Consider the following 26,907-nt stretch of genomic DNA (forward strand, 5'->3'; position numbering starts at 1 on the left):
GCAACCTGGCCGAACGGCCGATGTTCAAGGCAAAATTGCCGGGCTATCATCCGACAGCCTTATAACAACGCATAACCAAGGAGACTCAATGAAGAAGGTTGCACTCGCATTGCTCAGCGTCGTGGCGGGCGTACTAATCCACAGTGGCGCGGTTCAGGCGCAAGCGTCCGGCACACCCGCGACAGCTTCGCGGCTTGATGACATTCTCGCTCGCGGCACGCTGCGGGCCTGTACGACCGGCGACTACAAGCCGTATTCGTTCTATAAGACGGACGGCCAGTTCGAAGGCATCGACATCGACATGACGGAGTCGCTTGCCAAGTCGCTCGGCGTCAAGGCGGAGTACGTCAAGACTTCGTGGTCGAACCTGATGAACGACTTCGTCGCCAAGTGCGATATCGGCGTGGGCGGTGTTTCGCCGACGCTCGAGCGGCAAAAGCGCGCGTTCTTCACGCAGGCTTATATGGTCGACGGCAAAACGCCGATCGTCCGTTGCGACGACGTCAACAAGTATCAGACCGTGGCGCAGATCGACCAGCCCGCAACGCGCGTGATCGTGAATCCGGGCGGCACCAACGAACGTTTCGCGAAGCAGTTCTTTTCGCACGCGAACATGACCGTCTATCCGGACAACGTGACGATCTTCAAGCAGATTCTCGCGGGCAAAGCCGATGTGATGGTGACGGACGCGTCCGAGACCCTGTTACAGCAAAAGCTCAATCCCGGCCTGTGCTCGGTGCATCCGGACAAGCCGTTCCAGTACGGCGAAAAGGCGTGGCTGTTGCCGCGCGGCGACGTGGCTTTCCAGCAGTACGTCGACCAATGGCTGCACCTGGCGCGAGCTACGGGCGAATATCAGGCCGTGTCGGATAAGTGGTTGAAGTGAGGTGATGGTGCGGCCGTGGCGTTTCTCGGTGCGCTCTTGATGCGCTCGAGGACGGCGCGCGGCCGCGCGAGGCTCTACTTCCAACGGCTGCCCGTGTGGTTATGCCTGCACGAAACCCGGGCTGCTTAATGTAACGCGGGCGGCGTGAGCTTGGCGCGAGTCGAACGAGACTGAAACCTGGCTGGACCGGTGAACAGACCCTCGTGCGCTTTTGACGCCGACTCCCTTTGCTGCGGCGCATTCATGGTTGCAAGCGTCGCTGCGAAAATTTTGGGCATCGTCCATTGAGTTGTAACAGCGGCGGTTCATGATCGGAAAGATGAATCTGCAACCATTTCATGCGGAATCGCCTTAACGATTTATGCGGCGCCATGCTTCACGAATAGCATGAAACAAGCGTATTAAATTGCGCCGTAGTCATCGGTAAAACTTGCTTTTTTAACAGTTGATTTCCGCAATAAATCCCGCAACGCCTTATCTGGCGGGCGTTACAACCTGAAACACTTTGTTACGGCGCTCCTGGATTAATTCGCCCACAATGCCCTCAACGGTTTCAACACGGATGTGGCGGGGTGCGTGGTGTGAGCGGATACGATGCACTTGCCGGTCGGCTTAGGCCGAAGCCCTGTGAAGGGGCATCCCTGCTGGGGCCGTAGTCGACGCAGGGTCGTCGTCTCAGTTGGTTCCTACTTTGGTCTCCTCGCGCTAACCCCGTAGCGTGTGGTTTTTAGCGGGCTCCAGGCCCGCTTTTTTTTCGTCTCGCCAAACGTTTGCGCAGTGCAAGATGGCAGCTTTTACCTGCTAGTTCGCGCTGTTTCGACGATTCGGTCATGTGTGAAATTCGCGGCGTGCAGCGTTGATTGCCGCGAGAAAGAAGGCCGCCCGAGGGCGGCCTTCTTTTTTTTTGCAATGGCTTTGCGTTCGCGCCATTCAGGCGGTCTTCCCTTGCTCCAACTTCAGTTCGTCGATCATGCGCTCACGCATGACGAACTTCTGCACCTTGCCGGTCACGGTCATCGGCAGTTCGTCGACGAAACGAATGTACTTGGGCACCTTGTAATGCGCGATCTGGCCATGACAGAACTGCTGGATTTCCTCTGCCGTCGCCTGTTCGCCTGAACGCAGCACGACCCACGCGCACACTTCCTCGCCATACTTAGCGTCCGGCACGCCGAATACCTGCACGCTCTGGATCTTCGGATGGCGGAACAGGAACTCCTCGATCTCGCGTGGATAGACGTTCTCGCCGCCGCGAATCAGCATGTCCTTCAGACGGCCGACGATGTTGCAATAGCCTTCGGCGTCGAGCGTCGCCAGATCGCCGGTGTGCATCCAGCCATCCACGATGCTCTCGCGCGTTTTTTCTTCGTCGCCCCAATAGCCCTGCATCACCGAATAGCCGCGCGTACACAGCTCGCCCGTTTCGCCGACCGGTACGATGTTGCCAAGCGGATCGATGATTTTCACCTCCAGGTGAGGCTGGATTCGGCCGACGGTGGTCGTGCGCTTGTCGAGCGGATCGGTGGTCGAGCTCTGGAACGACACAGGGCTCGTCTCCGTCATGCCATAAGCAATCGTGATCTCGCTCAGATGCATCCGCGAGACGACCTTCTTCATCGTCTCGATGGGGCACGGCGAGCCCGCCATGATGCCCGTGCGCAGGCGCGAGAGGTCATACGAGGCAAAGTCGGGATGATCGAGTTCCGCGATGAACATGGTCGGCACGCCGTGCAAAGCCGTGCACTGCTCCTCGGTGACGGCCGCGAGCGTCGCCGCCGGGTCGAAAGCCTCGCCCGGAAATACCATGTTCGCGCCCACCGACACGCACGCCAGCACGGCCAGCACCATTCCAAAGCAGTGATACAGCGGCACGGGGATGCACAGCGCGTCCTGCTCGCTCAGGTTCATGGCCATCGCGATATAACGCGCGTTGTTGACCACGTTGCTATGCGTGAGCGTCGCGCCCTTCGGATTGCCGGTCGTGCCGCTGGTGAACTGGATGTTGATCGCCTCGTGGCACGACAGCGTCTCGCCGATTGCATCGAGCCGAGCGACGTCGAGGGTCGCACGCCCCTGCTCGATCAAGTCGGAGAAGCTGAGCATGCCCGGCGTTTCGGTGTCGCACATGCGGATGACGTAGCGCAGTTCCGGCAATCGAGCCGCATGCAGATCGCCGGGCGCATGCGTCGCAAGCTCGGGCGCGAGTTGCTGCAGCATCTCCAGATACATAGACGTCTTGAAGCGCTCCGCCGCGACTATCGCCTTGCAGCCGACCTTGTTCAGCGCGTATTCGAGCTCGGAAAGCCGGTAAGCCGGATTGATGTTGACGAGCACCGCGCCGATGCGCGCCGTCGCGAACTGCGTCAGCAGCCATTCGACGCGATTCGGCGACCAGATGCCAACGCGATCGCCCTTCGCAATGCCCAGCGCGAGCAATCCGGCGGCCAAAATGTCCACTTCGTCGGCGAATTCCTTCCATGTCCACCGAATTCGCTGCTCTCGAAACACCACCGCGGGCCGGTCCGGAAAGCGCCTGACGGTCTCGCGCAAAAACTCGCCGATGGTCGCTTCGCTCAACGGAATGTCTGTCGATCCACGGACGTACGAGAGCCCGTCTTTCGGCTGGATGATTGCGCCTTCGCCTGACACTTGCGTTGCCATGGTGCTGTCTCCGTGAGCAATTCGCCCTATTGAAATGATTTTGAAACCGATTGTGCCACCGGCGCGCGGTCGTCCGGCATCAAGTCTTACCCGCAGCAGGTCCGCTCGTGTCGAAGGCTCTTCGTGGCCGGCAGTCGCGCGGGCGGTCACGGACACATAATGTCGATTACCTTTCCGTAAACGTCAAGTCGAGGTCAAAAAAAAGCAGCCACGCGGGCTGCTTTTTCTCTACTTTTTCTCAAACGTGCTGCTTAGCCTTGACCGCGCAGTTTGCGCAGACGCTGGATCGCAGCAAGCTGAGCCGTCGCGTACGCCAGTTCCGCTTGCGCGGTTGCATACTCGAGGTTCGAGCCCGTGTTCTGCAGTGCTTCTTCCGCGCGCTTGCGCGCGTCTTCGGCCTTGGCTTCGTCGAGATCCTTGCCGCGGATTGCTGTGTCGGCGAGAACCGTCACAGCGCCCGGCTGGATTTCGAGAATGCCGCCGGCGACGAACACAAACTCTTCTTCGCCGTTTTCAGCTTCGATGCGCACCGCACCCGGACGAATCCGCGTGATGAGCGGCGTGTGGCCCGGCAGAATGCCGAGTTCACCTGCTTCGCCCGGCAGCGCGACGAACTTCGCCTGGCCCGAGAAGATCTGCTCTTCCGCGCTGACGACGTCTACCTTGATAGTTGCCATAAATGTCGACTCCTGGGTTGAGCGTAGTGAGAGGCACCGGCTTCGCGTGTGGGATGCCCAGAGCATCCAATAAGCGCGGACTCCGGCGCCCGCTTCGTTACACCCGACCTTTACTGGATCTTCTTGGCCTTTTCGAAGGCTTCGTCGATCGTGCCGACCATGTAGAAGGCTTGTTCCGGCAGGTGGTCGCACTCGCCTTCAACGATCATCTTGAAGCCGCGGATCGTTTCCTTCAGCGGAACGTACTTGCCCGGCGAGCCCGTGAACACTTCAGCGACGTGGAACGGCTGCGACAGGAAACGCTGGATCTTACGAGCGCGCGCCACGGCGAGCTTGTCTTCCGGCGCGAGTTCGTCCATGCCCAGAATCGCGATAATGTCGCGCAATTCCTTGTAGCGCTGCAGCGTTTGCTGCACGCCGCGCGTGATCGAGTAGTGCTCTTCGCCGATCACGTTCGGGTCGATCTGACGCGAGGTCGAATCGAGCGGGTCAACGGCCGGGTAGATACCCAGCGAAGCGATGTCACGCGACAGCACGACCGTTGCGTCCAGGTGGCCGAAAGTCGTAGCCGGCGACGGGTCGGTCAAGTCATCCGCAGGGACGTACACGGCCTGAACCGACGTGATTGAGCCGGTCTTGGTCGACGTAATACGCTCTTGCAGCTTGCCCATTTCTTCAGCCAGCGTCGGCTGATAGCCCACTGCCGACGGCATACGGCCGAGCAGTGCCGACACTTCAGTACCGGCCAGCGTGAAACGGTAGATGTTGTCGACGAAGAACAGCACGTCGAGACCTTCGTCACGGAAGTGCTCAGCCATCGTCAGGCCGGTCAGCGCGACGCGCAGACGGTTGCCCGGCGGCTCGTTCATCTGGCCGTACACCAGCGCGACCTTGTCCAGAACGTTCGAGTCCTTCATTTCATGATAGAAGTCGTTCCCTTCGCGGGTACGCTCGCCAACACCGGCGAACACGGAGTAACCACCGTGTTCCTTAGCGATGTTGTTGATGAGTTCCATCATGTTCACGGTCTTGCCCACGCCGGCGCCACCGAACAGGCCAACCTTACCGCCCTTCGCGAACGGGCAGATCAGGTCGATAACCTTGATGCCGGTTTCGAGCAGTTCGGTCGACGGCGACAGTTCGTCGAACGCCGGAGCCTTCTGGTGAATACCGCGAACCACGTCCGAGTTGATCGGACCGGCTTCGTCGATCGGACGACCCAGCACGTCCATGATCCGGCCGAGCGTCGGCTTGCCGACCGGCACGCTGATCGGATGGCCGGTGTTCTTCACGACCGTGCCGCGGCGCAGACCGTCGGATGCACCCAGACAGATGGTACGGACAACGCCGTCGCCCAGCTGTTGCTGGACTTCGAGGGTCAGTTCCGAACCTTCGAGAATGAGCGCGTCGTAAATCTTCGGCATGTCCGTACGCGGAAATTCCACGTCGATAACGGCGCCGATGCACTGTACGATCTTGCCTTCTACCAAAGCAGTAGTACTCATCGCTTTTCCTTTAGATACTCAATTCTTCACTCGCGCAAAGGCGCTGTTTCGATGGGATCGCCCAGACCGTTGCCCGGACGGTGCGCCACACGGGCGCACACGAAGCGGATTGCCTGACCTGAAGGTCAGACCGCCGCCGCGCCACCGACGATTTCCGACAGTTCTTTCGTGATCGCGGCCTGACGGCTCTTGTTGTACACAAGCTGCAGTTCGTTGATGACCGTCTTCGCGTTGTCCGAAGCGGCCTTCATGGCGACCATGCGGGCCGACTGCTCCGACGCCATGTTTTCCGCGACGGCCTGATAGACCAGCGCCTCGACATAACGCACCAGCAGTTCATCGACCACTGCCTGCGCATCCGGCTCGTAGATGTAGTCCCACTGCGTGGTCGGCGTCGCGCCCTGCTCTTCCTTGCGCTCGAACTGATCCGCCGACAGCGGCAGCAGTTGCTCGATCACCGGCTCCTGCTTCATCGTATTGACGAAGCGCGTGTACGCGAGATACACCGCCGAGACCTTGCCTTCCGAGTACAGATCGAGCTGCACCTTCACCGCGCCGATCAGCTTTTCCAGATGCGGCGTGTCGCCGAGATGCACGACATTCGATACCACCTTCGCGCGCAGACGGTTCAGGAAACCCAGACCCTTGGTGCCGATCGCAGTTGCTTCGATCGTCTTGCCCTGACCTTCGAGTTCCTTGAACTTCTGCAGCGCCGCGCGCAGCACATTGGTGTTCATGCCGCCGCACAGACCTTTGTCGGTCGTGACGAGGATGATGCCCGCCGTCTTCGCGCCTTCGTTCGACACCATGAACGGGTGACGATACTCCGGGTTCGCACGGCTCATGTGTGCAGCAATATCGCGGACCTTGTCGGCGTACGGGCGAGCAGCGCGCATGCGCTCCTGAGCGCGACGCATCTTCGATGCGGCCACCATCTCCATCGCTTTCGTGATCTTGCGCGTGTTTTGCACGCTCTTGATCTTGCCGCGAATTTCCTTCATTCCAGCCATTGCTTGCTCCTTGTCGGCCGGGGTTAGCGCCTGAGCGCTGACCCAGGTCCCATGCAAAGCGATCGAAACAGCGCGGGAGCGTACACATGCGGCCCGCGCCGCTTCAAAGTCCTTTTATGCCTTGCGGATCACTCGCGGATCAATAAGCGCCGGACTTCTTGAAGTCTTTGACGGCCGTGTGCAGCAGGCCTTCGTCGTCCTTCGAGAGTTCCTTGTTGTCTTCAATGCGCTTGACCAGGTCAGCGTGACTCGACTTCAGATATTCGCGCAGGCCCTTTTCGAACGGCAGCACTTGCGACACTTCCAGATCGTCCAGGTAGCCATTGTTCGCGGCGAACAGCGAGATAGCCAGTTCCCACACTTGCAGCGGCTGATATTGCGGCTGCTTCAGCAGTTCGGTCACACGGCGACCACGCTCGAGCTGCTTGCGGGTTGCTTCGTCGAGGTCCGATGCGAACTGTGCGAATGCTGCCAGCTCACGATACTGCGCGAGGTCGGTACGGATACCGCCCGACAGCTTCTTCACGACCTTGGTCTGAGCCGCACCGCCGACGCGCGACACCGACACGCCGGCGTTAATTGCCGGGCGGATACCTGCGTTGAAGAGGTCGGTTTCCAGGAAGATCTGGCCGTCGGTAATCGAGATCACGTTCGTCGGAACGAATGCGGTCACGTCGCCAGCTTGCGTTTCAATGACCGGCAGCGCCGTCAGCGAACCGCTCTTGCCCTTGACTTCCCCGTTGGTGAACTTCTCGACGTAGTCTTCCGACACGCGAGCAGCACGCTCCAGCAGACGCGAATGCAGATAGAACACGTCGCCCGGATACGCTTCACGGCCCGGCGGACGGCGCAGCAGCAGCGAGATCTGACGGTATGCCCAAGCCTGCTTGGTCAAGTCGTCATAAACGATCAGCGCGTCCTGGCCGCGGTCGCGGAAGTATTCGCCCATCGTGCAGCCGGCGTACGGCGCCAGGTACTGCATGGCAGCCGATTCCGAAGCCGAAGCGGCGACGACGATCGTGTATTCCAGCGCGCCGGTTTCTTCGAGCTTGCGCACCACGTTCATGATCGACGAAGCCTTCTGGCCGATCGCGACGTAGATACAGAAGAGGTTCTTGCCCTTCTGGTTGATGATCGCGTCGACTGCGACTGCGGTCTTGCCGCACTGGCGGTCGCCAATGATCAGCTCGCGCTGGCCACGGCCAACCGGCACCATCGCGTCGATCGACTTCAGACCGGTTTGGACCGGTTCCGAAACCGACTTACGCCAGATCACGCCCGGAGCGATCTTTTCGATTGCGTCGGTCTTCTTTGCGTTGATCGGGCCTTTGCCGTCGATCGGGTTGCCCAGTGCGTCGACCACGCGGCCGAGCAGTTCCGGACCAACCGGCACTTCCAGAATGCGGCCCGTCGTCTTGACGATGTCGCCTTCGGAGATGTGCTCGTACTCACCCAGAATCACGGCGCCGACCGAGTCACGCTCGAGGTTCAGCGCAAGACCGAAGGTGTTGCCCGGGAATTCGAGCATTTCGCCCTGCATCACTTCCGACAGACCGTGAATACGCACGATACCGTCGGTCACGGAGATCACAGTGCCCTGGTTGCGAACGTCTGCGCTCGCTTCAAGGCCCTGGATCCGGCTCTTGATCAGCTCGCTGATCTCAGAGGGATTGAGTTGCATTATTCGCTCCTGATAGTCAATTCTGTTGCGTGCCAGCCGCTTCAGCGCCGTGGGCGCTTCAGGCCGTCAGAGCCGTTTGCATGCTGGCAAGCCGCGCGCGGACCGAGGTATCGAGCACTTCATCGCCGACCGTCACGCGAACGCCGCCGATCAACGACGAGTCGATCTCGACCGTCGGCTTCAGCTTGCGTTTGAACTTGCGTTCGAGACTTGCGACGAGGTCGTTCAACTGCGCGCCTTCGAGCGGAAATGCGCTGACGATCAGCACATCGGCCGCCCCTTCGCGGGCGTTCTTCAACTCTTCGAACTGCACAGCAATTTCCGGCAGCAATTGCAGACGATGGTTGTCCACCAGCATTTGCACCAGATTCTTCGCTTGCGCGTTGTCCTTGAGCGGCGACTTGACCGCAGCCAGCAGCAGTTCGCTGACCTGGGCGCGGCTTACTTTCGGGCTCGAGGCAATCGACAGCACTTCGGGCAGACGCGCAACCTGTGCCAGCTCCTGCACGAGCGTGGACCAGGCGGCGATGTCACCAGCTTCGGCCACGCCAAACAGCGCTTCTGCGTACGGACGGGCGATGGTTGCAAGTTCGGCCATGATCAGAGCTCGGCTTTCAGTTGATTCAGCAGGTCAGCGTGAGCTGCCTGGTCGACTTCGCGCTTCAGGATCTGTTCAGCGCCCTTCACTGCCAGTGCGGCGACTTCGCCGCGCAGCGTTTCGCGCGCCTTCACGACTTGCTGCTCCGCGTCGGCCTTCGCTTGCGCGATGATGCGAGCGGCTTCAGCTTGTGCTTGAGCCTTGATTTCGTCAGCGACTGCCACAGCGCGCTTTTCTGCGTCAGCAATGCGCTGCTGACCGTCGTTGCGTGCCTGGGCGAGTTCCTGGTCGACGCGCTTGTGAGCGGCTTCGAGTTCCGCCTTGCCCTTCTCAGCGGCAGACAAACCGTCAGCAATCTTCTTCGAGCGCTCGTCGAGGGCGTTGATCAACGGCGGCCACACGAACTTCATCGTGAACCACGCGAGGATCAGGAACACGACCATTTGCGCAAACAGGGTTGCGTTGAGATTCACGGTGTTTCCTTAAACGTTGCTAGTTCGGAAAGTGAAACGGCAAGGCGCTCATCGATTCTGTGCTCGATCAGCGCCCAAGTGCCCGTTCCGCCCTGCGCCTTCAGTTATAGCTCAGGCGCAAACTTCCGAGGAACCTCAGCCTGCCAGCTTGGCCAGCAGCGGGTTCGCGAACGCAAACAGCATTGCCACACCAACGCCAATCAGGAACGCCGCATCGATCAGACCAGCCAGCAGGAACATCTTGGTTTGCAGCGGGTTCATCAGTTCCGGCTGACGAGCACATGCTTCGATGTACTTGCCGCCCATCAGGCCGATACCGATACAGGCGCCGATTGCACCCAGGCCGATGATGATGCCGATACCGATGGCGGTCAGACCCTGGATGTTGGCGATGAAAGCTTGCATGATCACTCCTTTGTGAAAAGTCTTTTAGAACTGGTTGGAACTGGGATTTGAAAAACTACGATTCTTTTAACGACGCGCAGGTTAGTGCGTGTCGTGCGCCTGGCCGATGTACACCAGCGTCAGCATCATGAAAATGAACGCCTGCAGCAGAACGATCAGGATGTGGAAGATTGCCCACACGCTGCCGGCGATCACGTGGCCGATGAAGCCAAGCACCGTCGTGTCCGCGCCGAAGCTCCAGATGCTGCCGAGCAGGGCAATCAGCAGGAACAACAGTTCGCCCGCGTACATGTTGCCGAACAGCCGCATGCCGAGCGAGACCGTCTTCGCGACGAACTCGATGATGTTCAGTGCAAGGTTCGGGATCCACAACACCGGATGCGCGCCGAACGGAGCGGACAGCAGTTCGTGCACGAAGCCGCCTGCGCCCTTGATCTTGAAGTTGTAGTAAATCATCAGCGCGAACACGCCGAGTGCGATGCCGATCGTGCCGTTCAGGTCGGCTGTCGGAACGATGCGGTGATGCGGGATGGCTTCCGACAGACCGAGCCAGCCGATCACGTGGCCCGGCAGGTCGACGGGGATGAAGTCGAGCGAGTTCATCAGCGCGACCCACACGAAAACGGTCAGAGCCAGCGGCGCGATGAACGTGCGTGTGCCGTGGATCATCGACTTCGATTGGTCCTCGACCATTTCGACCAGCATTTCGATCGCGCACTGGAAACGGCCCGGCACGCCGGACGTTGCCTTGCGGGCAGCGAGATGCAGAATGATGATGGTGGCCAGACCGCAAACGATCGACCAGAACAGGGTGTCCAGATTCCACACGTGGATGTCGAAAATCGACGTCTGGTGCCCGGTGGAAAAGTTTTGCAAGTGGTGCGCGATGTACTCGGACGGATCCATTGCGCGCGTGCCTTCGCTAGCTGCCATATCGTTAAAGCCACCCAAATTGTCGAAAATCGTCTTGGGCCGTTCCCGCCGCAAAGCTCTATTGCGGAAACGCGCCGGGTGCGGATGGTGTCATATCCGCACGCTCTCGCCGGCGCCATGCGCCGGCTTCAAATCTTTGCAGTTGCCTGTTGCTTCCTCAGCGCCACGCCAAGGCAATCCAGTACGTCTTGAGCGCGATGAGATAAGTCACGAGCAGCGGAACCCAGCGCACGTCGTGATACCAGAAGGCGATGGCTACAAACATCGCGATCGTCGCCCCCATCTTGAGCGCTTCGCCGAGCACCCAGCTCATCACTGTTTCGGCGCCGCTCAGTGTTCTCAGTCGCGCCGCGAACAATGCGCCCGGCACCCAGCAGATCGCTCCCCCCAGGAACGCGGACAGCGCAGCAGCGCCCGGCGGCTTATAGAACAGCCACCACACCAACGTTGCAACCAGGGACAAAACCATTTGCGCTGCCACGACCTTGAAAGGCGTAACGCGCGATGGACGACTCACATTCGGGCCAAACAGCTTTTCTGCTTCGGCCCGCGTGAGCGGAACGATATTGTTATCCTGCTCGGCGTCCCACGATTCTTCGCGCGCGACTTGCTGAGCGGTGGAGGCATTCGACACGGTGCGCTCTTCGCGGTGTTCATCGCGCCCGTTGCCGCGCCCATTTTTTGGCGCTTGATTCGACGCTTTGACCGCCATCGCAGTGTTCCGAAAGTCTCGTTCCGATCAGCGAGCTTTCGCTGCGCTTACGGGGTTGCCGTGCAATTAAATCCGGGCGATTGTAAGCGATAGTTGCAGGCAATTCAAGACTTTAGGCCGTTCAATAAACAGTGCGAAACGACGCTTCGCGATGTGGAAAAGCCTTCATGGCTACGCGCAGCACGTTAAATGTAAGGCTGTCGGGCAGAGGCAAAACGCATGCGCAAACTGGCAAGTTTTCTCACTGTAGATAGGCGCGAAAAACGTTGCAGCGGACGTCTCGAAAATGCAACAACCGATGATGGGCGGTTTACTTGACCGCGCGGCACGATGCGTTTTTCTTGGCGGCGGAGATAAGCGTTCTGCTCTTGTCTTGCGCCGCCATCTTTGGTCGCCGATGCCGGATTAGTTAGGAATCCAAGAAAATCTGGACGGTGCAGCTAATTTCTCTGCACCGCCCACGATTGATAGCAAACGATTCTGCTCTAAGCCGTAGCATTCCCGCGCAAGCGCACCAGGATGCCTTCCAGCGCATCGAGATCGCCGAAGTCGACCAGAACCTGGCCGCGGCCGCGTCGACCGAGCTTGATCTTCACTGTGGCGGCGAGCAAGTCGGACAGTTCTTCTTCCAGTCGTCGCGTATCCCGGCCGCCGTCCGGGTTCGCGCGTGCCTTCACCGCCGGCGCCGCCTTGGTCGTCGCCGCCACCAGCTTCTCGGTTTCGCGCACCGACATGCGCTTGTTGACGACCTGATTCGCCAGCGTGATCTGCGTCGCGGCATCGACCGCAAGCAACGCGCGCGCGTGCCCCATGTCGAGGTCGCCGGCAAGCAGCATCGTCTGAACGGGCGTGGCAAGGTTCAGCAGACGCAGCAAGTTGGATACGGCGCTGCGCGAGCGGCCGACCGATTCCGCCGCCTGTTCGTGCGTGAAATCGAATTCGTCGAGCAAGCGCTGAATGCCTTGCGCCTCTTCCAGCGGATTCAGATCTTCACGCTGAATGTTCTCGATCAGCGCCATCGCTGCCGCGGCCTGATCGGGCACGTCCTTCACCAGCACGGGCACTTCTTCCAGGCCCGCGAGGCGCGCCGCGCGAAAACGCCGCTCGCCCGCGATGATTTCGTACTTGTCCGCCGACACGGGCCGCACAAGGATCGGCTGCATCACTCCCTGCGCGCGGATGCTGGCCGCCAGCTCCTGCAACGCGCCCTCGTCCATGCGCGTGCGCGGCTGATACTTGCCGGCCTGCATTTTCGACAGAGGCAGCACATTCGGCGCACCTTCTATCGCCACCGCCTCCGTGATGTCGGCGCTTCCGCCGAGCAACGCTTCCAGGCCGCGGCCCAATCCCTTCTTTCTTGCTACTGCGTTCATCGTGCTTCCTCGATCCGCTTAGGATGCCTGGGGCGCGTCATTCAGTGCGCGCACCCGTTCAATCATTTCCGCGCCGAACTGCACATACGCTTGCGCGCCACGCGACGCCCTGTCGAATACCACGCCCGGCAATCCATAACTCGGCGCTTCGGCGAGACGCACGTTACGCGGGATCACCGCGTCGAACACCTTGTCGCCGAAATGCTCTTTCAATTGATCGGAAACTTGCTGCTGCAATGTGATGCGCGGGTCGAACATGACGCGCAACAAACCGATCACCTTGAGGTCCCGGTTCAAATTCGCGTGCACCTGTTTGATGGTGTTGACCAGATCGGACAGCCCTTCGAGGGCGAAGTACTCGCACTGCATCGGAATTACCACGCCGTGAGCGGCGCACAAGCCGTTGAGCGTCAGCAGCGACAAGGCCGGCGGACAGTCGATCAGGATAAAGTCGTACTCGCCTTCGACTGCGGCAAGCGCGGCCTTCAATTGACGCTCGCGATTCTGCACGCTGACCAACTCGACTTCGGCGCCGGCTAGTTCACGATTGGCGGGCAGCACGTCGTAATCGACGGCTTCCGGGCGCATGCGCGCATCAGCCACCGAGACGCCATCCACCAGCACTTCATAGACGGTGTTCGCACACGCAGCCTTGTCGATGCCGCTACCCATCGTGGCATTGCCCTGCGGGTCCAGATCGATAAGAAGGACTCGCTGTCCCTGCGCTGCCAGGCTGGCCGCCAGATTGACTGTCGTCGTCGTCTTGCCGACGCCGCCTTTCTGGTTCGCAACGCAGAAGATTTTTGCCATCGTTGGAATGTCCCTTTTGCTGCCTGAAGATGTAGTTACGTGGTCAAACTGATGAGCGGCGAATGTCACTTCGAGGCCTGACGGGCTTCGTCGACGAGAACGGTGACCAGATGGCGCTCGGCGTCGAGAAACGGCACCTGGAGCCGCACCGTTTGCTCCACGTGGGCGCCTGCCGGCAAGCGCTCGATCTCGCCGTCCGGGCGCACGCCCTTCATCGCCAAGATCGCGCCGTGCTCCGCGACGAGATGACGGGCCAGTGTAACGAAATCGGCGAGTTCTGCGAATGCTCGCGAGACGATTACGTCGAACTTTGCCGGCACTTCGGCGCCAGGTTGCAAGGTCTCGACGCGCCCCGTCACCACTGACAGATTGGTGAGCCCCAACTCGGCCTTCGCCTGCGCCTGAAAAGCCGTTTTCTTATGAACGATGTCGTTCACGGTGACGCCGCAATCCGGTAGGACAATCGCCAGCACGATCCCCGGCAAGCCACCGCCGGAACCCACGTCGAGCACGGAGCGCGGATTGCGCAGCGCCAGATGCGGCACGATGGAAAGCGAGTCGAGAATGTGCTGAATCAGCATCTGTCGCGGATCGCGGATCGCCGTCAGGTTATATACAGCGTTCCATTTACCCAGCAAAGCGACGTAGTCGAGCAGCTTGCCAAGTTGAGCGTCGCTCAGGTCGAGGAGACCGAGCTCACGTGTGCCGTCCGTGAGTAGCTGCGCCAACGCTTCCCGGTCGCTGCCCTTCTGCTTCGACGTCATTGCGCCACCGGCGAGCTGTCGGCGCCCGGCTCCGCGGGCTTTGTGGCGCGGCGGCCGAGCCCACGCTTCAGGTGCACCATCAGCAACGAAATGGCTGCGGGCGTGATCCCCGAAATGCGCGATGCCTGACCGATAGTCTCGGGACGGAACTGCGTCAGCTTCTGGCGCGCTTCGAACGACAGCCCTCTTACTTCCGCGTAGTCCAAGCCTTCCGGCAAGCGCGTGCTCTCGTGCGCCTCGTTCCGTTCGATCTCATCCGCCTGACGGTCGATATAGCCCTGATACTTGATACCGATTTCGATCTGTTCCTTGATCTGAGCGAACAATACCTCGTCTTCCGCCAAGGTCCCGGGCGCGGCGCAAGCCCCATCCCGGAGCGCGCAAACGCCGTCATAGCTGACGCCGGGCCGACGCAGCAGATCCGCCAGACTGTATTCGTGATCGATAGGCTTGCCGAGCAAGGCCGTCGCTTCGTCGGCGGATAGCGTCTTGGGGTTCACCCAGGTTGTCCGTAGCCGCTCTGTTTCACGTGAAACAGCGTCGCGCTTGCGGCTGAACGCGTCCCACCGAACGTCGTCCACCACGCCCAACTCGCGGCCGATTTCCGTCAGCCGCATATCCGCGTTGTCCTCGCGCAAGCTCAACCGGTACTCGGCGCGGCTCGTGAACATGCGATACGGCTCGGAGACGCCGCGCGTGACGAGATCGTCGACCAGCACACCGAGGTACGCCTGATCGCGACGCGGACACCACGCGTCCTTCCCTTGGACGAACAGACCAGCGTTGATGCCAGCCAGCAGCCCTTGAGCCGCAGCCTCCTCATAGCCAGTAGTGCCGTTGATCTGACCCGCGAAGAACAACCCGCTAATTACCTTAGTCTCCAGCGACGCCTTCAAGCCGCGCGGATCAAAATAATCGTACTCGATCGCGTAACCCGGTCGCAGGATGTGCGCATGCTCTAACCCACGCATCGACCGCACGAGCTCAAGCTGCACATCGAATGGCAGGCTGGTCGAAATCCCGTTCGGGTAAAACTCGTTGGTCGTCAGCCCTTCCGGTTCCAGGAAAATCTGATGCGATTCCTTCGACGCGAAGCGGTGAATCTTGTCCTCAATGGACGGGCAGTACCGCGGCCCCACTCCTTCAATGACGCCCGTGTACATCGGCGAGCGATCCAATCCACCGCGGATGATGTCGTGCGTACGCTCGTTGGTATGCGTCACCCAGCACGGCACTTGCCGCGGATGCTGCTCCGCCCGACCGAGAAACGAAAATACTGGCACCGGATCGAGGTCGCCCGGTTGCTCTTCAAGCTGCGAGAAATCGATCGTGCGACCGTCAATCCGCGGCGGCGTCCCCGTTTTGAGACGTCCTTGCGGGAGCTTGAGCTCCTTCAAACGCGCCGACAGCGAGACGGCCGCCGGATCGCCCGCCCGGCCGCCCGTGTAATTGTTCAACCCAACGTGGATTTTGCCGTCGAGGAAAGTCCCCGCCGTCAGCACGACAGCGCGCGAGCGGAAGCGGATTCCCACCTGCGTAACCGCACCGACGACGCGATCCCCTTCGACCATCAGATCGTCGACAGCCTGCTGGAAAAGCCACAAGTTCGGCTGATTTTCCAAACGATGACGAATCGCCTGCTTGTAAAGCAGTCGGTCGGCTTGGGCGCGCGTAGCACGCACAGCCGGCCCCTTAGACGAGTTGAGAATGCGGAACTGGATTCCACCTTCGTCCGTCGCGGCCGCCATAGCGCCGCCGAGCGCGTCGACTTCCTTGACCAGATGGCCCTTGCCAATGCCGCCGATCGACGGATTGCAGCTCATCTGTCCAAGCGTTTCGATGTTGTGCGTGAGCAGGAGCGTTTTATTGCCCATGCGCGCGGAGGCCAAAGCGGCCTCGGTGCCGGCGTGGCCTCCACCGACAACGATTACGTCAAATTCTGTGGGAAAAAGCATCGCGGATCTCACGCCAGATCGTCGCGTGAGCCTTCAAAAGAAAAGTATTGGGCGAATTATAACGGGTTCGGTTTCGGCCCGAATTCGGCCGGATGGCCTAAGACAAAAAAAGCGGCGTGTTTCACGTGAAACACGCCGCTTAAGAACCCTCGAAAAGAACGCTCAGGCTGCCTTTTTGGCCAGCCCCAGATAAGTCTCGATAACCCGCGGATTCTGCGCCAATTCAGCCGCCGCGCCTTCCAGCGCCAACTCGCCGGTTTCGAGCACGTAGCCATAGTCGGAAATTTGCAGCGCAGCGCGCGCGTTCTGCTCGATCAGAAGCGTCGCCACTCCCGTCTGGCGCAGCGCGCTGATGATGTGAAAAATCTCCTTCACGATCAACGGTGCAAGACCCAGACTCGGCTCATCCAGCATCAGCAAGTCCGGTTTGCCCATCAGCGCGCGCCCTACGGCGAGCATCTGCCGCTCACCGCCGGACAACGTCCCTGCCGCCTGCTTGCGGCGCTCCTTCAGGCGCGGGAAGAGTTCAAAGACCGGTTCGATTTGATCCAGGAAGTTACGCTCGCCCGCCCGCTTGCGCCGGTAAGCGCCCAGAACGAGGTTGTCCTCGACGGTCATCGACGCGAAAAGCTCGCGCTTCTCCGGCACCAGACACATGCCGCGAGCCACGCGCTTCTCAACCGGCACCGCGCTGACGTCCTCGCCCTGGTAGACAACCGCACCCTTAGCGTGCCCCGTAGGCGGCAAGGCGCCCATGATCGCGTTCAGCAACGTCGATTTGCCCGCGCCGTTCGGCCCGATCACCGACACGATCTGGCCGGCCCGTACCTTGATCGCCGCGCCGTGCAGTGCCTCGACTTTGCCGTAGCGCACGGAAAGACCGTTCACATCGAGAATCGGTGCCGCTGCATTCATGTCGTTCTCCATTACTCCACCCCGCCGAGGTACGCCTCGAGCACAGCCGGGTCCTGCTGCACTTCCTGCGGCAGACCTTCGGCGATACGCGTGCCGAATTCCATCACGACTAGCCGGTCGGTCAGATTCATCACAAAGTCCATGTCGTGCTCGACCAGCAGCACACTCATCCCTTCCGCCTTCAGCCGGCGAAGCAAGTCCGCCAACTGCAACTTTTCCTGATATCGCAAGCCGGCCGCCGGCTCGTCGAGCAGGAGCAATGTCGGATCGCAGCACAGTGCGCGCGCGATTTCGAGAATCCGTTGCTGCCCGAGCGCGAGACTTCCGGCTTCGTCGTACATGTGCTGCTCGAGTCCGACGCGCCGGATCTGACGAGCCGCCTCGGCCATCAACCGCGCTTCTTCGACGCCATTCAGGCGCACGACGCTTCGCCAGACACCCGCATGCCCCCGCAAATGCGCGCCAATTGCGACGTTCTCGAGCACAGTCATGCCCGGCAGCAGCTTGACGTGCTGAAACGTGCGGCCGATTCCCCGCTTGACGATTTCACGTGAACTGAGCGAGTCGATCCGCTCGCCGCGGAACGAGATTTCGCCGCTCGTCGCTTGCAGCACGCCCGTCACCAGGTTGAACGTGGTCGATTTGCCGGCGCCGTTCGGGCCGATCAAGCCGATGATCTGCCCTGCTTTTACTTCAAAGCTGACGTCGTTCACCGCAACCAGACCGCCGAACTGCTTGCGCGCCTTGTTCACCGTCAACAGGCTTTCGCCGGCCGTCGGCTTGCTGCGCTGCGGCAACGGATCCGCGTGATCCGGCAGATGCGCGCGCGGCCCACGCGGGAAGAAACGCGCGACGAAAGGCCAGACGCCCTGCCGCGCGTATTGCAGCAACAGCACCATCAGAATGCCGAAGACGATCACCTCGAAGTTGCCGTTCTCGCCGAGCAACTTCGGCAGCAGCGTTTGCAAATAGTCCTGCAATACCGTGAGGATGGCCGCGCCGAGCACCGCCCCCCACACATGCGACACCCCGCCCACCACCGCCATGAACAGGAATTCGATGCCGTGATTCAGTCCGAACGGCGTCGGATTCACCGCCCGCTGCAAATGCGCGTACAGAAAACCGGACACGGAAGCCAGCACCGCCGCGTAGACGAAAATGACGACGCGCATCCACGCCGTATTCACGCCCATTGCTTCGGCCATCATGCCGCCGCCGCGCAGCGCGCGGATCGCCCGTCCAGGCCGGCTGTTAAGCAGGTTTTGAACAGAAACTACGGCACCGAGCACGACCAGCCAGATCAGGTAATAGATATGGCGGCCAGACTCAAGGTCGATGCCGAAAACGTTCAGCACCGGAATACCGTTGATGCCGTCGTACTTGCCCAGCATCTCCAGATTGCCGAACAGGTAAAACAGCGAGAGTCCCCATGCGATCGTGCCGAGCGGCAGAAAGTGGCCGGACAGGCGCATCGTCACGAGACCCAGAATCAGCGCGATCAACGCCGTCACCAACACGCCGGCGATTAGCGCGAGCCACGGCGAGACGCCGAAGCGCGTGGTCAGGTACGCCGTCGCATAGGCGCCGATGCCGACAAACGCCGCCTGCCCGAAACTCGTCATCCCGCCGATGCCCGTCAGCAGCACGAGCCCGATCGCCACGATCGAATAGAGGCCGATGTAATTAAGCAGCGTCACCCAGTATTCGGGGACGTGAATCGGCCGCGGCAACACCGGCAACGCGAACAGCACGACGAGGAACAGCCAGAAGAACTTGTTTTTCATGATCCGTTTCATCGCGTCACTCCTCTTCCTCTTCGGCGTGCGGGCTGGCGAGACTGCGCCAGAGCAGCACCGGGATGATCAGCGTGAACACGATCACTTCCTTGTAGGCGCTCGCCCAGAACGACGAGTACGACTCCAGCAGACCGACGAGGATCGAGCCGGCCGCCGCCAGCGGATAGCTGACGAGCCCGCCGATAATCGCCCCCACGAAGCCCTTCAGGCCGATCAGGAAGCCCGAGTCGTAGTAGATGGTGGTCAACGGCGCGACGAGAATGCCGCACAGCGCGCCAAGGCCCGCGGCGAGCGTGAACGCGAGCCGCCCTGCTTGCGTCGTGCCGATGCCGACGAGCCGCGCGCCGAGCCGGTTCACGGATGTCGCGCGCAATGCCTTGCCGGAGATCGAGCGGTCAAAGTACAGATACAGTGCGCCGATCAGCACGACCGCCGTGCCGACCACCCACAGGCTTTGTCCTGAAATCGACAGGCTGCCCAGGTTGAACGTCGCGTCCGAAAACGCGGTGGTGCGCGAGCCTTCCGCGCCGAACATCACGAGACCGAGGCCCACCATCGCGAAATGCACCGCCACTGCGACGATCAGCAGCAACAGCGTGGTCGCCTCGGCGATCGGCTCATACGCGAGCCGGTAAACAAACGGTCCCATCGGAATCACGATCAGGAGCGTCAACGCGATCTGCGCGATCATCGGCAGAGGGTGAAGGAAAACACCTTGCGTCAGCGCATAAACCGCAACCGGAAACAGCAGATACTTGCCGACCAGTACGGCCAGCGTGCGCGCCGCATGCCGGCGCCGTTCCGCGTGCCGCACGAATCCCACTACTTCGACGACGAAGCATGCCGCGCCCATCGCCATCAGCAGCCAGCAGGTGGCCGGAAACTTTTGGGTTTGCAACGCGGCGAGCGTGAGCGCGCCATACGAAACAAACTCGCCCTGCGGGATGAAGATCACCCGCGTCACGGAGAACACCAGCACCAGCGCGAGCGCGAGCAACGCGTAAATGGCGCCCGTCGTGATGCCGTCCTGCGCGAGGATCGCCGCAATTGATAGATCCATACTTCCTCGTCCTGAAGCGTCGAAATCGAAACTGGAAAAAGACGACCGCCGCGCCGGAGCACGGCGCGGCGGTCGGTGCCATTGTCATCGAACAGAATGGCAGTGCGGCGTCATGTGCCGCACTTCACGAGAGGCGCGTACCGCTTTCTATGAGTCGCTTTGTATTAGTCGTTCTGCAGCTTCCACTTGCCGTCGACGATCTCGACGATCACGCGTGCGCGCTTGTCGAGGCCGTTGTGGTCAGTCGTGGTCGTGTTCATGATGCCGTGCGAGACCGGCAGTTCCTTGATGCTTTCCAGCGCGCCGCGCAGTGCCACGCGGAATGCTTCGGTGCCCGGTTGAGCCGTCTTCAAAGCCTCCGGAATCGCACGTTGCAGCATCTGGCCGGCGTCCCATGCATGACCGCCGAAGGTCGCGACCGAACCCGCGCCGTAGGCTTTCTCGTACGCCGCCTTATAGGCCAGCGACGACTTCTTCACCGGATTCGACTCCGGCAATTGATCGGCGACGAGGATCGGACCGGCCGGCAGAATTTCGCCTTCGCAGTCCTTGGCGCACACGCGCAGGAAGTCGTTATTCGCGACGCCGTGCGTCTGATAAATCTTGCCCTTGTAGCCGCGCTCCTTAAGCGTCTTGGCCGGCAGCGCAGCCGGCGTGCCGGAGCCTGCGATCAGGACCGCGTCGGGATTCGCACCCATCGTCTTGAGCACCTGGCCCGTCACCGAAGCGTCGGTACGGTTGAAGCGCTCGTTCGTCACGATCTTCAGGTTGTGCGCAGCGGCTGCGGTTGTGAACACCTTGTTCCAGCTATCGCCGTAGGCATCCGCGAAGCCGATGAAGCCGACCGTCTTCACGCCGTGATGCTCCATGTACTCGGCAATGGCGTCGGCCATCAGGCTGTCGTTCTGCGGCGGTTTGAAGGCCCATGCGCGCTTCGCGTCCATCGGCGAGATGATCGCAGCGGAAGCCGCGAGCGAAATGACCGGCGTCTTGCCTTCTGATGCGGGATCGAGCATGGCCAGCGAATTCGGCGTGACGGTTGAGCCGATGATCGCGTCGACGTGATCTTCGTCGATCAGCTTGCGCGTGTTCTGCACGGCCTTGCCCGTATCGGACGCGTCATCGAGGATGATGTACTGCACCGTCTTGCCGCCGATCTCTTTCGGCAGCAACGCAATCGTGTTTTTCTCAGGAATCCCGAGCGATGCAGCCGGCCCCGTGGTCGACAGCGTCACGCCGATCTTCACCTGAGCGAACGCCGCGCCTGCACCGCACATCAATGCCATCGCGATGCCAGTCCGTACCCATTGCTTTGTCTTTGTCTTTGTCATTGCCATTGCAAGTCTCCAACGCTCCGAAGTGCGTATCTGTGATCCGACTCGTGGGTCGGGTGTCTGAATCTAGTTATAGGGTCCGGCTGTGCCAAGCATGGTTTTCCCTGCTCAACGAGATAGCCTTCGCCGCTTGTAGGTCACTCCCTGCTGCTGCGATTCCTGAAATGTCGTTTCCGAACTGGCGTGCACAAAACACTAACATGTTAGTAGTATTGCGTCGTGTCGCGCCGACGGTCAATAGACTGCAACCCAAATGCGGGTTTGTCCTGAAGCCGCACAACCACACTCGCGGCGTCGATACAGCGCTGCAAAAAGCAACCGAGGCAATAAAAAAGACGCGTCAACTGCACGCGTCTTTTTGTATGAGGTCGACTATTGCTTCGCCCTTGCTCAGTCGCCGGACAACTTCCACTTGCCGCCGACAATCTGCACCATCACGCGCGCCCGCTGATCGAGACCGGCATGGTCGTTCGCGCTCATGTTGAAGATGCCATGCGATGCAGGCAGATCTTTCGTGCCTTCGAGCGCGGCGCGCAGCGCTTCGCGGAACGCCGGCGTGCCGGGCTGCCCTTTCTTCAGCGCGAGAGGAATCGCGCGTTGCAGCAGCAGACCCGCGTCCCATGCGTGACCGCCGAAAGTCGACACCGAGCCCGCGCCATATGCGCCTTCGTACGCGCGCTTGTAGGCGAGCGCGCTCTTCTTCACCGGATTCGAATCGGGCAGTTGCTCCGCGACGAGCAGCGGGCCAGCCGGCAGATATGTACCCTCGCAGTCCTTGCCGCACACGCGCAGGAAGTCGTTATTCGCGACGCCGTGCGTCTGGTAGTACTTGCCCTTGTAACCACGCTCCCTGAGCGTTTTCTGCGGCAGCGCTGCGGGTGTGCCCGCGCCTGCGATCAGCACCGCGTCCGGGTTCTGCGACATGATCTTCAGCACCTGGCCCGTGACCGACGCGTCGTTGCGCGCGAAGCGTTCGTTCGCCACGACCTTGATCTTCGCGAGGTCGGCGGCCTTGCTGAATTCCTTGAACCAGCTCTCGCCGTAGCCGTCCGAGAAGCCGATGAACGCGACCGTCTTCACGCCCTGGTTGGACATGTGCTGCGCGATCGCGGTGGCCATCAGGATGTCGTTTTGCGGCGTCTTGAAGACCCACGCGCGCTTTGCGTCCATTGGCTCGACGATGCTTGCGGCAGCAGCCAGAGAGATAACCGGCGTGGTGTTTTCCGCGGCGACGTCCATCATGGCGAGCGAATTCGGCACGACGGTCGAGCCGATCATCGCGTCGACGTGATCTTCGCTGGTGAGCTTGCGGGCGTTCTTGACGGCTTGCGTGGAATCCGTCGCGTCGTCGAGCACGATGTAATCGATCTTCTGCCCGGCCACTTCCTTGGGCAGCAACGCGATGGTGTTTTTCTCCGGGATGCCGAGCGATGCGGCCGGGCCGGTTGCCGAGACAGTGACGCCGATTTTCACGTCCGCGAATACAGGGCCGCTCCATGCAGCCGAAACTCCGGTGGCGACCAATGCCGCGCTGATCCAACGCAATGCCGACTTCATCCCGCTCCTCTGTGCCCCGTTAAAACAATTCAAATTAAATTCGTGAATTAAATCCCGACCCAGCGGTCGGTGAATGAGGAGTGTAGCGGAGGCGAGCCGCACGCCGCAAGCGTTTTGACGGGCTGTGGCGTGGCAAATGAGCGAATCGTCGGCGACATAAAACGGTCACCGAGTTAGCAAAAGATTTGAATGGCGCTATTTGGAAAACAAAAATAAAAAGCGCTGTTGGATATCAATCCAACAGCGCTTTCGTGTGGGCACTTAGTGCCTCATGTCTCCTCGTTCTCCACCTGCAAATTCGTGGTGCATCAGAACTGCATGAAGGTTAAACGAGCACCCCCCATGCCACAACTAGCAATTACCCTAGTGGTGCAGTGCGGCACTAAATTGGGGCGCGTTTAAGCGCCGTTGCCGCAGGATACGTGAATAAGGGCTCAAGCGGTATCGACCGGTCATACTGCAAAGCAGCGCAATTAGATCGGACGCCGAAGTAATTCGATGCACTGCAACCGGACTGCACCGCTCAGGCGCGCAACGGACGAACGCGCGCGATGATCTCGCCCACGATCCCGCGCCGGAACGCGAGCACGCAGGCGATAAAGATCACGCCCGTCACGATCGTCACCGATTCGCCCAATGAGCGGAACCATTCGACGCCCGTCGTCGAAGCGAGCGCGCTGCCGATGTCGCCCAGCCGATCTTCAAGAGCCACGATCAGCGCCGCGCCGAGCAGCGGCCCGAACAGCGTGCCCATGCCGCCGACGAGCGTCATCAGCACGACGAGGCCCGACATCGTCCAATACGCATCGCTCAAAGTTTCGAAGCCTTGCACCACGACCTTCAGCGACCCTGCGAGTCCCGCAAGCCCCGCCGAGAGAATGAAGGCCAGCAACTTGAAGCGGTCGGTATCGTAGCCGAGCGACACGGCGCGCGGCTCGTTTTCCTTGATCGCGACGAGCACCTGACCGAACGGCGAATGCACGATCCGCACGATCAGCAGGAACGCGAGCACCATGATCGCCAGCACGACAAAGTACAGCGCGACGTCGGACGAAAGATCCAGCACGCCGAAAAGCTTGCCGCGCGGCACGCCTTGCAGACCGTCCTCGCCATGTGTGAACGGCGCTTGCAGGAACACGAAGTAGACCATTTGTGCGAGCGCGAGCGTCACCATCGCAAAGTAAATGCCCTGGCGGCGAATCGCGAAGATGCCGACGACAAACCCCAGCAGCGTCGCGCAAGCAGTGCCCGCAAGCACGCCGAGCTCGGGCGAAAAGCCGAGCGTCTGCATCGCATAACCGGTGACGTAACCTGCCGACGCGAGAAACATCGCGTGGCCGAACGACAGCAGCCCCGTGTATCCGATCAGCAGATTGAACGCGGCGGCGAAGAGCGCGAAGCACATCACCTTCATCACGAAGAGCGGATAGATGCCGAGCACGGGCACCGCGAGGAGCGCGAGCAGCAGCAGACCGTAGAGCAGTTTTCTCTGCATCATTTTTCCTTGCCGAAGAGACCCGCCGGACGCACCAGCAACACGAGCGCCATGATGACGAACACCACGGTCGCCGACGCCTCCGGATAGAACACGCGCGTCAGTCCTTCGATCACGCCGAGCATGAGGCCCGTGAGAATCGAGCCCATGATGGAACCCATTCCGCCGATCACCACGACCGCGAACACGGTGATGATCATCGGCTGGCCCATCAGCGGCGACACCTGGATGACGGGCGCGGCGAGCACGCCGGCAAACGCGGCGAGCGCGACGCCGAAGCCGTAGGTGAGCGTGATCATCAGCGGCACGTTGATGCCGAACGCCTCGACGAGCTTGGGGTTCTCCGTGCCCGCGCGCAGATAGGCGCCAAGCCGTGTCTTCTCGATCACGAACCACGTCGCGAAGCAGACGATGAGCGACGCCACGACGACCCACGCGCGATAATTCGGCAGGAACATGAAGCCGAGGTTGGTCGCGCCCGACAACGCCGATGGCACGTCGTAAGGCTGACCGGACGAGCCGTAGATGGAGCGGAACACGCCTTCCACGACGAGCGTCAGCCCGAACGTGAGCAACAGCCCGTACAGATGATCGAGCTTGTACAGCCAGCGCAGCATCGAGCGTTCTATCAGTACGCCGAACAGGCCGACGAGCAGCGGCGCGATGATCAGCATCGGCCAGTACGGCACGCCGAAGTACGAGAAACCCATCCACGCGAGCATCGCGCCGAGCATGAACAACGCGCCGTGCGCGAAGTTGATCACGTTCAGCAGGCCGAAGATCACCGCAAGGCCCAGACTCAGAATTGCGTAGAACGAGCCGTTCACGAGTCCGAGCAGCAACTGGCTCAGCATCGCGGGAAGCGGAATGCCAAAGATGTCCATTGAAGCCTTCACCTATCGTCAAGGCGAGATCGGTTGCGCACGATCGGGCCGGCACGCGAAGCGCGCATCACGCCGGCCGCGCGCGGCATATGAAGCGAAGCGAAGCGAACGGCTGACTGCCCACGCGGACAGCCAGCCGTCACAGTCAGGCCGTCAATCCGCGCTTATTTCCACAGCGCGCAGCGCGTTTCCGACTTCGTCGTGAACGCCTGCTCGCCCGGAATCGTCGCGGTGATCTTGTAGTAGTCCCACGGCTCTTTCGACTCAGCCGGCGTCTTCACCTGCATCAGGTACATGTCGTGGATCATGCTGCCGTCCTGACGGATGTAGCCCTTCGCATAGAAGTCGTCGATCTTCGTCTTCTTCAGTTGCGCCATGACTTTCTCGGAGTCGGTCGAGCCGACTGCCTGCACCGCTTTCAGGTAATTCATCGTCGCCGAATAGTCGGCGGCCTGCAGGCTCGACGGCATCTTGCGCATCTTGTCGAAGTAACGCTGCGCCCACTTGCGCGTGTTCGCGTCCTTGTTCCAGTACCAGCTATCGGTCAGCACGAGACCTTGTGTTGTTTCAAGACCGAGACTGTGCACGTCGTTGATGAACATCAGCAGCGCGGCGAGCTTCATGCTCTTCGTAATGCCGAATTCCTTCGCGGCCTTGATCGAGTTGATCGTGTCGCCGCCCGCATTGGCGAGACCGAGAACCTGCGCCTTCGACGACTGTGCCTGCAACAGGAACGACGAGAAATCCGACGCCGACAACGGATGACGCACCGCGCCCAGCACCTGGCCGCCGGTCGCCTTCACCACGTCCGACGTGTTCTTTTCAAGCGCTTTGCCGAACGCATAGTCGGCCGTCAGGAAGTACCACGACTTGCCGCCCTGCTTCACGACCGCTGAGCCGGTGCCTTTTGCGAGCGCCGTCGTGTCGTACGCATAGTGAATCGTGTACGGCGTGCATTGCTCGTTGGTCAGCGTGTCCGCGCCCGCGCCGATGCTGATGTACACCTTGTGCTTTTCACCGGCGACGGTGTTCATCGACAGGCCGGTTGCCGAGTTCGTGCCGCCGATCAGCAGATCGAGTCCCTCGCGATCCATCCATTCGCGTGCGCGCGATGCCGCGATGTCCGCCTTGTTCTGGTGATCCGCATACAGCACGGTGATCGGCTTGCCGTTGACCTTGCCGCCGAAATCGGCAACCGCCATGCGGATCGCCTCGAGGCCGCCCTGGCCGTCGATGTCCGCGTAAAGCCCCGACATGTCGGTGATGAAACCGATCTTCACTGCGTCGTCAGCCGCTTGCGCGCTACTCATCGTGATAGCGGCGCCGGCGGCGACCGCGAAACAAACTGAGGCAAGCCGCGCGAGTGGGTTCTTTTTCATTCGTGTCTCCTGGTTCTTCGCTTGTGGTTATCAGAGGCAGTTGG

General features: G+C 60.8%; 23 protein-coding genes. 1 reads left to right on the top strand and 22 read right to left on the bottom strand.

Translation table 11 applies throughout. The features are described 5' to 3' along the window. Window positions 1–88 precede the first annotated feature (88 nt). On the top strand, window positions 89–886 hold the full coding sequence (locus CUJ91_RS17790; protein WP_006050852.1) for a transporter substrate-binding domain-containing protein: 798 nt from the start codon (window positions 89–91) through the stop codon (window positions 884–886). 930 nt (window positions 887–1,816) lie between these two features. Here the strand turns inward: CUJ91_RS17790 and CUJ91_RS17795 are convergent. The 22 genes from CUJ91_RS17795 to CUJ91_RS17900 form a co-directional block, all read right to left on the bottom strand. Continuing rightward, on the bottom strand, window positions 1,817–3,547 hold the full coding sequence (locus tag CUJ91_RS17795; RefSeq protein WP_107710027.1) for an AMP-binding protein: 1,731 nt from the start codon (window positions 3,545–3,547) through the stop codon (window positions 1,817–1,819). A gap of 251 nt (window positions 3,548–3,798) precedes the next feature. Beyond that, complete coding sequence (locus tag CUJ91_RS17800) at window positions 3,799–4,224, bottom strand: F0F1 ATP synthase subunit epsilon (protein WP_006050850.1); 426 nt, start codon at window positions 4,222–4,224, stop codon at window positions 3,799–3,801. Between the two features lie 110 nt (window positions 4,225–4,334). Next, window positions 4,335–5,729, bottom strand: a complete 1,395-nt coding sequence (atpD, locus tag CUJ91_RS17805; protein ID WP_006050849.1) for a F0F1 ATP synthase subunit beta — start codon at window positions 5,727–5,729, stop codon at window positions 4,335–4,337. 125 nt (window positions 5,730–5,854) lie between these two features. Further along, on the bottom strand, window positions 5,855–6,739 hold the full coding sequence (atpG, locus tag CUJ91_RS17810) for a F0F1 ATP synthase subunit gamma (protein ID WP_006050848.1): 885 nt from the start codon (window positions 6,737–6,739) through the stop codon (window positions 5,855–5,857). A 139-nt stretch (window positions 6,740–6,878) separates the two neighbouring features. Next, window positions 6,879–8,420, bottom strand: coding sequence for a F0F1 ATP synthase subunit alpha (atpA, locus tag CUJ91_RS17815; RefSeq protein WP_006050847.1), 1,542 nt, complete (start codon window positions 8,418–8,420; stop codon window positions 6,879–6,881). 58 nt (window positions 8,421–8,478) lie between these two features. Further along, window positions 8,479–9,018 (bottom strand): F0F1 ATP synthase subunit delta, encoded by a 540-nt coding sequence (locus CUJ91_RS17820; RefSeq protein WP_006050846.1) that lies wholly within the window; start codon window positions 9,016–9,018, stop codon window positions 8,479–8,481. Between the two features lie 2 nt (window positions 9,019–9,020). Continuing rightward, the gene (locus CUJ91_RS17825; RefSeq protein ID WP_006050845.1) at window positions 9,021–9,491 is read right to left on the bottom strand and encodes a F0F1 ATP synthase subunit B; all 471 of its coding nucleotides are present in this window, start codon (window positions 9,489–9,491) and stop codon (window positions 9,021–9,023) included. Window positions 9,492–9,626: 135 nt separating this feature from the next. Further along, window positions 9,627–9,896 carry a F0F1 ATP synthase subunit C gene (atpE, locus tag CUJ91_RS17830; RefSeq protein WP_006050844.1) on the bottom strand — a complete coding sequence of 90 codons (270 nt, stop codon included), beginning with the start codon at window positions 9,894–9,896 and terminating at the stop codon, window positions 9,627–9,629. An 81-nt stretch (window positions 9,897–9,977) separates the two neighbouring features. Further along, a complete protein-coding gene (gene atpB / locus CUJ91_RS17835) occupies window positions 9,978–10,829 on the bottom strand; it encodes a F0F1 ATP synthase subunit A (RefSeq protein WP_029971217.1) in 852 nt (283 codons plus the stop codon). Between the two features lie 157 nt (window positions 10,830–10,986). Then, window positions 10,987–11,541, bottom strand: a complete 555-nt coding sequence (locus CUJ91_RS17840; protein WP_029971216.1) for an ATP synthase subunit I — start codon at window positions 11,539–11,541, stop codon at window positions 10,987–10,989. A gap of 485 nt (window positions 11,542–12,026) precedes the next feature. Then, window positions 12,027–12,914, bottom strand: coding sequence for a ParB/RepB/Spo0J family partition protein (locus CUJ91_RS17845; protein ID WP_006050841.1), 888 nt, complete (start codon window positions 12,912–12,914; stop codon window positions 12,027–12,029). An 18-nt stretch (window positions 12,915–12,932) separates the two neighbouring features. Further along, the gene (locus CUJ91_RS17850; RefSeq protein WP_006050840.1) at window positions 12,933–13,724 is read right to left on the bottom strand and encodes a ParA family protein; all 792 of its coding nucleotides are present in this window, start codon (window positions 13,722–13,724) and stop codon (window positions 12,933–12,935) included. A gap of 65 nt (window positions 13,725–13,789) precedes the next feature. Continuing rightward, entirely contained in the window at window positions 13,790–14,488 is a 699-nt protein-coding gene (gene rsmG / locus CUJ91_RS17855) for a 16S rRNA (guanine(527)-N(7))-methyltransferase RsmG (protein ID WP_006050839.1), read from the bottom strand. Further along, window positions 14,485–16,443 carry a tRNA uridine-5-carboxymethylaminomethyl(34) synthesis enzyme MnmG gene (mnmG, locus tag CUJ91_RS17860; RefSeq protein WP_114156628.1) on the bottom strand — a complete coding sequence of 653 codons (1,959 nt, stop codon included), beginning with the start codon at window positions 16,441–16,443 and terminating at the stop codon, window positions 14,485–14,487. The genes rsmG and mnmG overlap by 4 nt, the downstream gene beginning before the upstream one ends. 162 nt (window positions 16,444–16,605) lie before the next feature. Further along, on the bottom strand, window positions 16,606–17,358 hold the full coding sequence (locus CUJ91_RS17865) for an ABC transporter ATP-binding protein (protein ID WP_006050837.1): 753 nt from the start codon (window positions 17,356–17,358) through the stop codon (window positions 16,606–16,608). Window positions 17,359–17,369: 11 nt separating this feature from the next. Further along, window positions 17,370–19,154 carry a branched-chain amino acid ABC transporter ATP-binding protein/permease gene (locus CUJ91_RS17870; RefSeq protein ID WP_006050836.1) on the bottom strand — a complete coding sequence of 595 codons (1,785 nt, stop codon included), beginning with the start codon at window positions 19,152–19,154 and terminating at the stop codon, window positions 17,370–17,372. Window positions 19,155–19,158: 4 nt separating this feature from the next. Beyond that, the gene (locus tag CUJ91_RS17875) at window positions 19,159–20,214 is read right to left on the bottom strand and encodes a branched-chain amino acid ABC transporter permease (protein WP_006050835.1); all 1,056 of its coding nucleotides are present in this window, start codon (window positions 20,212–20,214) and stop codon (window positions 19,159–19,161) included. 164 nt (window positions 20,215–20,378) lie between these two features. Beyond that, the gene (locus CUJ91_RS17880; protein WP_006050834.1) at window positions 20,379–21,551 is read right to left on the bottom strand and encodes an ABC transporter substrate-binding protein; all 1,173 of its coding nucleotides are present in this window, start codon (window positions 21,549–21,551) and stop codon (window positions 20,379–20,381) included. Between the two features lie 387 nt (window positions 21,552–21,938). Then, window positions 21,939–23,105: an ABC transporter substrate-binding protein gene (locus CUJ91_RS17885; RefSeq protein ID WP_006050833.1), complete on the bottom strand. Its 1,167-nt coding sequence runs from the start codon at window positions 23,103–23,105 to the stop codon at window positions 21,939–21,941. Between the two features lie 523 nt (window positions 23,106–23,628). Beyond that, entirely contained in the window at window positions 23,629–24,600 is a 972-nt protein-coding gene (locus CUJ91_RS17890) for a branched-chain amino acid ABC transporter permease (RefSeq protein WP_006050832.1), read from the bottom strand. Then, window positions 24,600–25,484 (bottom strand): branched-chain amino acid ABC transporter permease, encoded by an 885-nt coding sequence (locus CUJ91_RS17895; protein ID WP_006050831.1) that lies wholly within the window; start codon window positions 25,482–25,484, stop codon window positions 24,600–24,602. Before CUJ91_RS17895 ends, CUJ91_RS17890 begins: the two co-directional genes overlap by 1 nt. Window positions 25,485–25,648: 164 nt before the next feature. Next, window positions 25,649–26,863, bottom strand: a complete 1,215-nt coding sequence (locus CUJ91_RS17900) for an ABC transporter substrate-binding protein (RefSeq protein ID WP_006050830.1) — start codon at window positions 26,861–26,863, stop codon at window positions 25,649–25,651. Window positions 26,864–26,907 lie beyond the last annotated feature (44 nt).

It is taken from the genome of Paraburkholderia graminis (assembly GCF_003330785.1).
Taxonomy (GTDB): Bacteria; Pseudomonadota; Gammaproteobacteria; order Burkholderiales; family Burkholderiaceae; genus Paraburkholderia; species Paraburkholderia graminis.